Source organism: Candidatus Atribacteria bacterium (assembly GCA_011056645.1).
In the GTDB taxonomy this organism is placed as follows: Bacteria; Atribacterota; Phoenicimicrobiia; order Phoenicimicrobiales; family Phoenicimicrobiaceae; genus Sediminicultor; species Sediminicultor quartus.
The window spans coordinates 1-11,240 of the sequence record DSEL01000134.1 but is presented as its reverse complement, the minus strand read 5'-3'; the positions used below and the strand labels follow the sequence as shown (position 1 = coordinate 11,240).

The 11,240-nt window shown below is 39.2% G+C and carries 8 protein-coding genes; 3 read left to right on the top strand and 5 right to left on the bottom strand.

The window, feature by feature from the left end:
- Positions 1-83: 83 nt before the first annotated feature.
- The 3 genes from ENO17_05415 to ENO17_05405 are packed head-to-tail and all read left to right on the top strand — an operon-like array spanning position 84 to position 3,841.
- Positions 84-1,433: an aspartate aminotransferase family protein gene (locus tag ENO17_05415; GenBank protein HER24464.1), complete on the top strand. Its 1,350-nt coding sequence runs from the start codon at positions 84-86 to the stop codon at positions 1,431-1,433.
- A gap of 43 nt (positions 1,434-1,476) precedes the next feature.
- Entirely contained in the window at positions 1,477-2,406 is a 930-nt protein-coding gene (locus ENO17_05410; GenBank protein HER24463.1) for a hydroxymethylglutaryl-CoA lyase, read from the top strand.
- A 28-nt stretch (positions 2,407-2,434) separates the two neighbouring features.
- Entirely contained in the window at positions 2,435-3,841 is a 1,407-nt protein-coding gene (locus ENO17_05405) for an aldehyde dehydrogenase family protein (protein HER24462.1), read from the top strand.
- A 164-nt stretch (positions 3,842-4,005) separates the two neighbouring features.
- Here the strand turns inward: ENO17_05405 and ENO17_05400 are convergent, their stop codons facing one another.
- From ENO17_05400 to ENO17_05380, 5 genes are all read right to left on the bottom strand, one after another.
- Positions 4,006-4,992 (bottom strand): IS30 family transposase, encoded by a 987-nt coding sequence (locus tag ENO17_05400; GenBank protein HER24461.1) that lies wholly within the window; start codon positions 4,990-4,992, stop codon positions 4,006-4,008.
- A 225-nt stretch (positions 4,993-5,217) separates the two neighbouring features.
- On the bottom strand, positions 5,218-6,687 hold the full coding sequence (locus tag ENO17_05395) for a hypothetical protein (protein HER24460.1): 1,470 nt from the start codon (positions 6,685-6,687) through the stop codon (positions 5,218-5,220).
- A gap of 323 nt (positions 6,688-7,010) precedes the next feature.
- Positions 7,011-8,003, bottom strand: a complete 993-nt coding sequence (locus tag ENO17_05390; protein ID HER24459.1) for an ABC transporter permease — start codon at positions 8,001-8,003, stop codon at positions 7,011-7,013.
- Positions 8,004-8,023: 20 nt separating this feature from the next.
- Positions 8,024-9,544 (bottom strand): sugar ABC transporter ATP-binding protein, encoded by a 1,521-nt coding sequence (locus ENO17_05385; GenBank protein ID HER24458.1) that lies wholly within the window; start codon positions 9,542-9,544, stop codon positions 8,024-8,026.
- Between the two features lie 182 nt (positions 9,545-9,726).
- The gene (locus tag ENO17_05380) at positions 9,727-10,683 is read right to left on the bottom strand and encodes a BMP family ABC transporter substrate-binding protein (protein ID HER24457.1); all 957 of its coding nucleotides are present in this window, start codon (positions 10,681-10,683) and stop codon (positions 9,727-9,729) included.
- Positions 10,684-11,240 lie beyond the last annotated feature (557 nt).

Sequence of the window (11,240 nt, the reverse complement as noted above, 5' to 3'; positions counted from 1 at the left end):
GCCTTTAACCATTCTAAAATTAAATAAAGTAAAATAAACAAATGTTGCAATCTTAAAAATCTAATTAGAAAGGTGTAAAAAATATGAAGGAGTTAAGAAATTATAAAAATCCAGTTATAAAAACTGATATTCCAGGTCCAAAATCCAAAATGCTTCTTGAACTAGACAAAAAATATGTCCCAAAAGCGATTTATAATATAGTACCTTCTTTTATTAAAAGAGCAGAAGGGGCAGTAATAGAAGATTGTGATGGTAACATTTTTATAGATTTCGGCGCTGGTATAAGCGTTGTAAATATTGGATACAGTAATCCAGAAGTAATTGAGGCAGTTAAAAAACAGGTAGAAAAATATTTCCACACAGCCTTTAACATTATGAAATATGAATCATATGTAAATGTGGCTAAAAAATTAGCAGAAATATCTCCTGGTGATTATAAGAAAAAAACAATATTTGTTAATAGTGGAGCTGAGGCAATTGAGAATGCTATTAAAGTTGCAAGGGGATATATGAATAAGTCAGATATTATATCTTTTGAAGGTGCGTTTCATGGAAGAACCCTATTAACAGCGTCTCTTAATGGTAGAATTGATCCTTTTGGTTTAGGTTTTGGTCCGTTTGCACCTGGTATTCATAAAATTCCTTTTGCATCATGTTATAGATGCGTTTATGGTCTAAAAAAGGAAAATTGTAATTTCAGATGCGCAGAACGTTTAAATGAAATTTTGTCTACATTAACAAATCCAAGAAATGTTGCAGCAGTTATTTTGGAACCAATACAGGGTACTGGTGGATTTATAGTGCCACCAGATGAATTTATCTTTAGAATAAAAAAGATTTGTGAGAGAAATAATATTTTACTCATTGCAGATGAAGTACAAAGTGGATTTTGCCGAAGTGGAAAAATGTTTGCTAGTGAATATTGGAATGTTGTTCCCGATATCATTGCAACTGCAAAGTCTATTGCAGGAGGATTGCCATTAGGAGCAGTAATTGCAAAAGCTGAAATAATGGATTCTATTCAAGCAAGTGGTTTAGGAGGTACTTTTGGCGGTAATCCCTTATCTTGTGTTGCGGCAGAAAAAGTAATTGAAATCATGGAAAGAGATAATTTTGCTGAAAAATCAAATTCGATTGGGAGTATTGTTCTCTCGCGATTTGAAAAAATGAAAGAAAAATATTCAATCATTGGTGACATTCGAGGAAGAGGATCAATGATTGGAATGGAGTTAGTTAAAGATAGAATAACCAAAGAGCCTGCAGCGAATGAAGTAAAACAAATATTAAAAGAAGCATATGAAAACGGAGTGATATTATTAAGTTCCGGACCATATAAAAATATTATTAGAATATCCCCTCCTCTAGTCATTACCGAAGAGCAACTAAACTCCGGTTTAGAAATAATTGAAAAAATATTTTGTAAAATATTTTAAATTAACACGGTATATTTTATTATAAAGGAGAAAAAGATTTATCATGGGAAAAAGGAAAATTAGTATTGTAGAAGTTGGTCCCAGGGATGGATTGCAGAATATTAAAAAATATATTCCCCTTATTAAAAAAGTAAATGTAATAGATTTTCTATATCATTCTGGATTAAGAAATATTGAAGTTACATCCTTTGTAAGCCCTAAAGCAATACCTCAAATGAAGGATGCTTATCAATTAGTCGAAAAGATAAAAGGGCTAAAGTTTAGTGATTTAAATATAATTACTTTAGTACCTAATTTATATGGAGCTAAATTAGCGCAAGAGTTAGCGGTTAATCGGATTACCTATGTTATCTCAGTAAGCGAAAAACACAACCAAAATAATATCCATAAAACTCACAATGAATCATTTGACCAATTAGGGAAGATTATACAACTATATCAAGAGAAAAAAGGTTCACCACAAATAAAAGTGGGGTTAGCTACTGCATTCCACTGTCCATTTGAAGGGAATCAGCCTGTTGTTAAAGTATCAGAGATGGTGGGTAAATTATACAAGATGGGAATTAGGTATTTTAATTTTGCTGATTCAACAGGTAATGCAAATCCCTTACAAATAAGGAATTTTTGGGAAACACTTTTACCTGAGTGTCCCAGTGATATACATTATGGAATACACTTTCATGATACTATGGGATTTGGATTGGCAAATACATTAGTTTCTTTAGAATATCCAATTCAATGGATTGAATCTTCTTTTGGTGGATTTGGAGGCTGCCCCTTTGCTCCGGGAGCAGCGGGAAATATCGCCACAGAAGATTTAATAAATATGCTAGAAGGCTTAGAGATCCAATACGGAGATATTGATAAGGAATTAATATCAAAAGCAGTAAAAAAAATCTATCCGTACGATTCTCATGCTTTAAATAGTCATGCTTTTAAACCATTATTTTCAAAGGGGCAATCTATAAAATAAAAGTATAAAAGATGGGAGAAAAATTGAAATGAAAAAACACGAGAAGATTATAAGCGATGAAGATAGGCAATATATTGATAAATTAATAGAAAATGCGCAAAAGGCGATGGAAGACCTCGAAAAATATAACCAAGCTGAGATCGATCGCTTTTGTCAAGCCATTGCTTGGGCTACAGCAAAAGAAGACATTTTTACTAACCTTGCCCACATGGGAGTAAAAGAGAGTGGATTGGGGAATTATAATGGTCGTCCAGGGAAAAGAGTTAAGATAAAAGGTGTCTTAAGAGATGTGCTCGGTGTAAAAAGTATGGGTATTATTGAGGAAATTCCAGAAAAGGGAATTACTAAATACGCTAAACCAGCCGGTATAATTGCTTCTATTATACCTTGTACCAATCCCGCCCTCACTCCTCCGGTTACTGGTTTATATTCTTTGAAGTGTAAAGATGTGGTAATCTATTCACCCCATCCCCGTACAAAAAAAACGACTAATGAAACTGTTCGTTTAATGAGAGTAGCTTTAGAGAAATTGGGGGTAAATCCTGATGTTTTCCAATGCATTGAACATCCCAATTTATCTTTAACTAATTATTTAATGAGCAAGGTGGATTTAGTTATGGCTACTGGCGGTAAAAATATGGTTAAGGCAGCTTATAGTTCAGGAACTCCTGCTTATGGAGTAGGTGCTGGCAATTCAACCATTGTTATAGATGAAACTGCCGATATTAAACATGCAGCCTTGAATACTAGGCTGAGTAAAACTTCAGATAATGGTTCGGGATGTTCTGCAGATGGAAATGTGATCGTAGAAGAAAGTATTTATGATCAATTTTTAAGCCAATTACAAAGAGAAGGCGGTTATCTTGCCAATCAGGCAGAGAGTGAATTACTGAAAAAGGCATTATGGGATGAAAAAGGAAGAAGAATAGCCAATACTATTGCTGTTGATGCATTAGAAATTGCCAAAATTGCCGGATTTACTATTTCTAAAGAAAAATCCTTTATCATAACAGAACAGGAAGAAATAGGTGATTCCTATCTTTTTTCCAAGGAGAAATTATCCCCTGTAATGGCAATATACCACTATAAAGGATTTGAAAATGCTCTTAAGATGGTTAAAGCAATTTTTGAAATAGGCGGGAAAGGTCATTCTTGCGGAATTTACTCTTTTAATGAAAAAAATATCCATCAATTAGCTTTAATTGCACCAGTAAGCAGGATTATGGTACGTCAACCGCAATCCAAAGCAAATGCAGGTTCATTTACCAATGGTATGCCCATGACTTCAAGTTTGGGATGCGGTATATGGGGCGGAAACATTACCAATGAAAATATTCATTTAAAACATTATATGAATGTGACTTGGGTAAGTGTTCCTATTCCAGAAAATAAGCCTTTAGATGAAGAATTATTTGGGGAATTTTACAATACATAATAATATTGGAGAGATCATATCAAATTCTTGGCAAAATATTTCAGTTAATCTTGGCTGATTTATTTATTTAAGGAAGTATTTTTTGCTATTCAGATATAAGAGATATTATAATAAATACATTACACCAAATAGGAATAAATAAGTGTCTGCTTATGTTCAAGTTGCTAATGCAACAGTTTACAAAAAACCTCATGCGGCGTTAAAAATTCTAGAGTTTTCCGTGGCCGGTCATTTAGCATATCCTGTGCTTTTTTGATACTCTTAAGCGAAACTTTGGAAAAATCTGTACCTTTGGGGAAAAATTGACGAATCAAAGCGTTGGTATTTTCATTGGTACCACGTTCCCAGGGTGAGTGGGGATGCGCAAAGTAAACTTGAATCTTTGTACTCTTGGTAAAAAGTTTATGTTCTGCCATTTCCTGGCCTTGATCATAGGTTAGAGAACGCTTTAAGCCTTGGGGAAGATGTTTAAATTCTTTCGCGAAAGATTCTCGTACTGCGGTAGCATCTTTATCTTTCAGTTGAACCAAGAAGGTCATACGGGTGGTTCGTTCAACTAAGGTGCCCAAAGCAGAACCATTATTATGTCCCATGAGAAGATCGCCTTCCCAATGGCCAGGAATCGTTCGATCGGCTACTTCGGCAGGACGTTCTTCAATACTGATATAGTCCTGTATGGGGCAGGGTTTCTGACGAGACTTGCCGTGTATTCGGCGGTTGATATGATGGTAGCGTAAACATTTAACCAATTCTTTCCGTAAGGCGCCACGCGGCAAAACATATAAATAGGAATAGATGCTTTCAGGTGATATTTGCATTGCCATATCCATAGGATATAATATTTTTAGGCGTTTGGCAATCTGTTCCGGAGACCATAATTGGTCCAGGTGTAAAAGAACGTAGTCTCTCAACGGTAGATTCCTATCCATTTTTCGTTTTTTGCGGACCAGATGCGTTAACTTATCAGCACGACCTTGAGCCTTAACCACTCTGTAGGCTTGCCCGTTTGCCGTGTTACGGTTGACTTCGCGACAGATAGTACTAGATGATCGGCCAAGAGATAGCGCAATACAGTTTTTACTAAACTTTTGGGCTAATCCAAGGCTGATCTCTTCACGTTCATTAATACTTAACTGATAACAATGGGACATATGCAACTCCTTTCTTCTGGTATATTATACCAAAGTTAGGTGTTGCATTTGTAACTTGAACCCAAGCAGACACCTATTTAAGGATCTTGGGTCATGTGGTTAACATAGCATGTCTTTGCTACATTGGAAGATCTTACCCTTTATCGGGTTACCTACTAATTTAAAAGTAAAATATTAATTATTTAAGAAAATAGGTGTCTGTCCTTCTTTATTTTCTCTTTATTTTTAATACAATGTTTCCCAGCAACAATAATGATTAGGATGGCTCCAACTCATCACATTAGAAAAATCCAAATTATGGGTCAAACCTAATGTCGATTGATAACCTAAAGCTCCATAACCTGCCTCGCAAATGAGCATACAGGTTACCGGAACTTCATTATTGTAAGCCCAGGTTTGAATATTATTCATTTTAGTAGAATCCTGTGCAATACTAAACATGGCCGCAATCAGGGAACTGGTCCATTCACTGCCGACATCACTTGGATTATAATCATCACTGCTGCCCCATTCGTCTACATCTCCCGAAGCTCCTTCATCCGAAGAGCAAGCGGTCGCAATGGCACAGACATTATCCAGGGAACTGAGATTATCGATAAAGCTTCCGGCATGACAGGAACCCAAAATGAAATTGAAGATGATATCCGGGTGAGCAGCCATCTTACTACGGAACTGAGAGGCATAGAAATATTGGCCACCAAGTCGTACAAGATCAACATTTCCATGGGCAATGATGTAAATAGTGATCATGTCTTTGCCTTCTTCAGCCATCTGGTCAATGGTATCTAACACTTGGAGGGCATCCGTCTGCACCAGTCCTTCGACGCTGGAAAAAGTACTTTTATAGGCATTAAAAAAATTAATGCCGTTCAGATAAGTATCTACCGCGCAGTCATACAGATTCTCTGTAGGCATCAGTCCTTGCACGACAATGAAACCTTCAGACCATTGACTGACTAATGGCGGAAATACGTAATCTAAGACAGTCCCAATATGTGCTTTAAGTGAAACGTTGGTCTGCACTACATCCTCTTCATCGGGAACTTCTTTTGAGATTGCTTCGGGAACAACACCATTAATTTTCGGCCACCAACCAGCATCATACTCTTCATGATTACCCTCTTTATCCACCAGGATATATTTTACCGGATGTTCGTAAAAAGAATTGGGAGCTAAATCAAGAAAGAAGAAAAACTTTTCCTCTTCCAAGGTCATTTGAAAGCTTGCCTTGGCAGCCGTTCCCGAATCCTCCAAAATAATGGCCCCAGGAGGCAGGGAAGCCTCTAACTTTACACACCAATAGGGGTCTCCTGATTGAACTTCCGGAATGTCAGGTAAGATTTCTTCAACGACCACATCAATGGCTTTTTGCATCTCCGTATTCACGGTTACTATAACGTTGGCTGTAGAACTTCCTGCCGTATTGGTTGCGGTCAGGGTATAGGTAGTGGTTTCTGTAGGACTGACCAGGTAACTACCGGTTGTTGATGCCACACTGCCAACATCCGGAGTTATCATCGCACTACTGGCTCCGGTAACCGCCCAGGTTAAAGTAGAACTGTCTCCCTCATCAATCGTGGCGGGGCTGGCATTAAAATTTGTTATTATGGGTAGTGAAGTACCGGAAGGAGCACAGCCAATCATCAAAGCCGGTAAAAGTAAAATGACCCCTAAAAACAAAATAATTCTTTTCATTTTTATACACCTCTTTTATTTTTTAGATTTTATAATTGTTTCAGTAAAACTTCTTAGTCTTTTCCTCACAATTTTTAATGCCTAAAAAATTACTTTCGTTTTTATCCCTCCTTTCTTTGGTATAAACTTTTAAAAACAAGTTTCACTCCCATCCAAAGATCAATTTCAAAACCTTACTGTAAATTAGGAAATAAATAGTTTAGTATGAAGTTGAAATTTGATACCCAATATACCCGTAGTTATGTTCGACATAAGTTTTAAAAGTCCTTCTTTTTTGGGAAAAAAAGTGTTAGGTCGAGGGTTTTATTTCGATGTTAGTAAGCTTATGATTGCTTTCCACGGCGGAGAATATCCAGATACACTGCAGCAATAATGATGAAGCCGGTGATAACGATCTGCCATTCTTGCGGTACGGACATAATGCGCAGGCCGTTGGTGAGTGTGCTAATAATAAATGCACCGATGATGGTGCCCAATATCGTGCCTTCTCCACCGCTCAAGGAAGTACCGCCGATAACCGCCGCAGCGATTGCCTCCAGTTCGTAGCCAAGCCCCAGCGAGGGCTGGGCAGAATTCAACCGGGCAGCGATGACCACACCAGCAATACCGATAAAAATCCCGGCGACTGTATAGATGGCTGTTTTCCAAAAAATAATATTAACCCCGGATAACTGGACTGCTTTTTCATTACTGCCGATTGCATAAGCGTACCGTCCTAATATGGTTTTGGAAAGGATCAGACCAGCAATAATCGCAGACCCGAACATGATCAGCACGGCATTGGGAATTTCAAATCCGGGAATGATTTTGCCCAGAATTGAACCCATGGCAATGCTGCTGACCGACTTATCCAGGTCAAAATAAATGGGGCTGAGTTTAGAAATGACCAGCGAAAATCCTCTGGCCACGTTCAACATACCAAGGGTGGCAACAAATGGCGGTAATTTAAATTTGGAGACCAGAATACCATTAAAAAAACCAGCCGTACTCCCGGTCAATATTCCTGCCATCACTCCTAAGGGAACGGGTAGATTCCAATAAGTGATAAATACACCGCTCATCACCGCCGACAGTGTCATGACCGTACCAACTGATAAATCAATGCCCCCGGTAATGATAATAAAGGTTACCCCGATAGCAAGGAGGCCGTTAACAGCGGTAGAAATGAGTATACCGATGACATTCCGGAAGGTGAAAAAGTAAGGAGATGCCAAAGAGAAACCAATAAAAATGATGATTAAAGCCCCGAAAGCCATTAATCTCTGAACGGTATCTGACCGTGTTTTTTTCTCTCGGGTAATGATTTCGGTTTTCATAAGCAAATTCATCCCTTCCTTTAGTTATTTGATACATTTCCGCCATTTCGAAGCGTCGCCAACTGCATGATGCTTTCTTGTGTTGCTTCTCCATAGTCCAATTCACCGGTAACCCGGCCTTCACACATTACCACGACCCGATGGCTCATACGAAGAATTTCCGGAAGTTCCGAAGAAATCATAATAATTGATTTTCCCTGATGAGCCAGGTTATTCAATAATCGATAAATTTCGCTCTTTGCCCCAACATCAATGCCGCGGGTAGGTTCATCGAATAATAAAATACCGGTATCTTTGGCCAGCCATTTACCCACCACCAATTTCTGCTGGTTACCGCCTGAAAGATTCATCACTTTCTGATTCAAGCTCGGGGTTTTTATGGATAACTTGTCGACGATGGTTTTCACAATCTCGTGTACTTTTATATTTTGTATCCACCCCAAAAAACCGGTTAGTTTGCTAATGATTACCATCGCGATATTGGTTTCTACATCCAATCCCAGGCACAATCCGTATTGCTTCCGATCTTCAGAGAGGTAACCAATATCATGGCTCACTGCATCGCTCGGGCCTTTGATTTTGACCTTCTTGCCTTTAACCATGATTTCCCCTGAATCGAAAGGATCCGCCCCGAATACAGCGCGCGCCACCTCCGTACGTCCGGCACCCACCAAACCGGCAAAACCCAATATTTCACCCCGTTTTAGATAGAAGCTGACATCTTTAATCTCTTTTCCCCGGTTGAGGTGTTTTACTTCCAATACGATTTCCTGGTTAGGATTCTCGGGAATTTCAGGGGAAGATTCGTAAATGACGCGGCCTACCATCATTTTGATGATCTGGTCAATTTCGACCCCTTGTGTTGGAACCGTATCCACATACAAGCCATCACGCATCACCGTAATGCGGTCAGAAATCTGTTTGAGTTCTTCCAGTCGGTGAGATATATAGATAATTCCCACACCCTTATCACGAAGCTGGCGAATGATACGGAACAGTTCTATAATTTCCACAGAAGCTAATGCCGCCGTAGGTTCGTCCAGAATCAGTACATCGGAATGAAAAGAAAGAGCTTTGGCAATTTCAACCATTTGCTGCTTGGCAACACTCATATCCGCAACTTTGGTGCGGGGATTCAGCTTCAGATGCAGCATGTCGAAGATTTCCTGAGCTTTGTCATTTAAGGTATTTTCATCCAGTATAATCCGTGCTCCCCGAACCGGTTCGCGGCCGATGAAAATATTTTGAGCTGCGGTCAGGTGGCGCATCAGGTTAAGTTCCTGGTGAACCATACTAATCCCCAGACGCTGTGCCGCCCGGGGGTTAGGAATATGCACTTCATTGCCCTTATAAAAAATCCGCCCGGCGTCTTTCGAATATACGCCGGCAACCACTTTCATTAAAGTGGATTTTCCGGCGCCATTTTCCCCGACCAGGGCATGCACTTCTCCGGCCTTTAATTCAAACCGGCATTTTTTAAGGGCATCTACGCCAGGAAAAGATTTATCAATCCCCTCCATCAAGAGCAGTAGATCATCCATGGGTCATCCTCATCATTAAAAATTTCACTTTGGTCACATACAAGTTCATGAAAATAAATGATCAATTTTATTGATAAGCAGATAAACAGCTATTTATATTATGAGAGGCTGCTCATATCTTTTTGGACAGCCTCTCATTATTATTATACTATTTTAATTTATTAGTTTTTGCTAAGGTGTTTCTATTTATAAAGCAGCGCTGCAATCGCCGGGTCATCAATGTTGGTGCTGTCATACCAGTGGAAACCGGTGTCGATGAACTTAGGCAGTGTTTCACCTTTAATGGCTTTCACTGCAGCTTCAACACACTTGTAGCCAATACCGATGGGGTCCTGGGTGATTGCGCCAGCCAGAAGACCGGATCGGATGGCTTCCATCTGTTGTTGACCGGAGTCATAACCGATAACCACCAGCTTGCCCTTCATTCCCAATTCTTGTACGGCATTTAAGACACCAATGATCGAACCCTCGTTAGCGCCAAAGAAACCCTTAAGATTGGGGTTGCCCTGAATGATAGCTTTGGCCAGGTCTGTCGATTTCAGATGATCCCCACCGCCATACTGGGTAGCTACAATGGTGATGTTTGGATATTTTTCGGCAACTCTGTCGGTAAAGCCCTTGACACGATCGATACCGGTTCGGCTGGTCTGGTCATGTGCAATAATTGCCACTTGTCCGGCTCCGCCGATAAGTTCTGCCATTTTATCGGCTGCCAATGCAGCCGCACCAATATTATCGGTAGCTGCTGTACTCAGTGGGATGTCACTGTCAACTCCGGAGTCAAAACCGATCACGGGGATACCTTTTTCCTTGGTCTGCTCAAGCAGAGGAATGGCAGCTTTGGAGTCAACGGCGGCAAAGCAAATTGCGTCAGGATTCTTGTCAATAGCGACCTGAAGCATATCCATTTGCTTATCCACCATAGCCTCGCTCTCGGGTCCTTCAAAGGTGATGGTTACATCAAAGTCTTTGGCAGCTTGTTCAGCCCCGGCCTTAACTGCCAGCCAGAATTGGTGTTGGAATCCCTTTGAAATTAAAGGTATGTAGAGTTTTTTTGCCTCTGCTGATGAAAAAGAAACCACAGAAGAGAGAAGAATTGCTATCAGAACTATCGCGAGTATTAATTTTTGTTTTTTCATTTTATTTACCTCCTTTTATAAAATGAAAACAATATAATATTATCTTATCTATTTTATTTTTTTTGTCAAGATATTTGACTTTGAGCTTTCTGGCATAAAATCTCTACTGGTGATTACGGAAAATTTAACTCAATATGGAATAATAGGGACAGACACCTATTTATTGACTTTCTTCTTAGGTCTTACTTTCGACTTTAACTAAAAAACTTTGCTAAGCTTCTCTACAAATCTTGCAAGAGTAACGAGGGTCGGACTTTGCCATATCACTCTTCATCTTCCCGCTCTACTCTTTTTAGTCACTCTGCTTAGGGTACTATAATAGACAGCAAGATAATCTGCTATCTTTATTAAAGATAGCCGGCTCTTTGAGGTTTTGGGCTTTCATCGTTGGGTACTATAAAGAGCACCTATAAATTCTATTCTTAAGAATCTTGGGTCATGTGGTTAACATAGCATGTCTTTGCTACATTGGAAGATCTTACCCTTTATCGGGTTACCTACTAATTTAAAAGTAAAATATTAATTATTTAAGAAAATAGGTGTCTGTCCCTCTTTAT

Bases quoted from the DNA above. Each gene is read 5' to 3' on its own strand.
- ENO17_05410 (HER24463.1), top strand. From the start codon at position 1,477: ATGGGAAAAAGGAAAATTAGTATTGTAGAAGTTGGTCCCAGGGATGGA.
- ENO17_05395 (HER24460.1), bottom strand. From the start codon at position 6,687: ATGAAAAGAATTATTTTGTTTTTAGGGGTCATTTTACTTTTACCGGCT.
- ENO17_05415 (HER24464.1), top strand. From the start codon at position 84: ATGAAGGAGTTAAGAAATTATAAAAATCCAGTTATAAAAACTGATATT.
- ENO17_05405 (HER24462.1), top strand. From the start codon at position 2,435: ATGAAAAAACACGAGAAGATTATAAGCGATGAAGATAGGCAATATATT.
- ENO17_05400 (HER24461.1), bottom strand. From the start codon at position 4,992: ATGTCCCATTGTTATCAGTTAAGTATTAATGAACGTGAAGAGATCAGC.
- ENO17_05380 (HER24457.1), bottom strand. From the start codon at position 10,683: ATGAAAAAACAAAAATTAATACTCGCGATAGTTCTGATAGCAATTCTT.
- ENO17_05390 (HER24459.1), bottom strand. From the start codon at position 8,003: ATGAAAACCGAAATCATTACCCGAGAGAAAAAAACACGGTCAGATACC.
- ENO17_05385 (HER24458.1), bottom strand. From the start codon at position 9,544: ATGGATGATCTACTGCTCTTGATGGAGGGGATTGATAAATCTTTTCCT.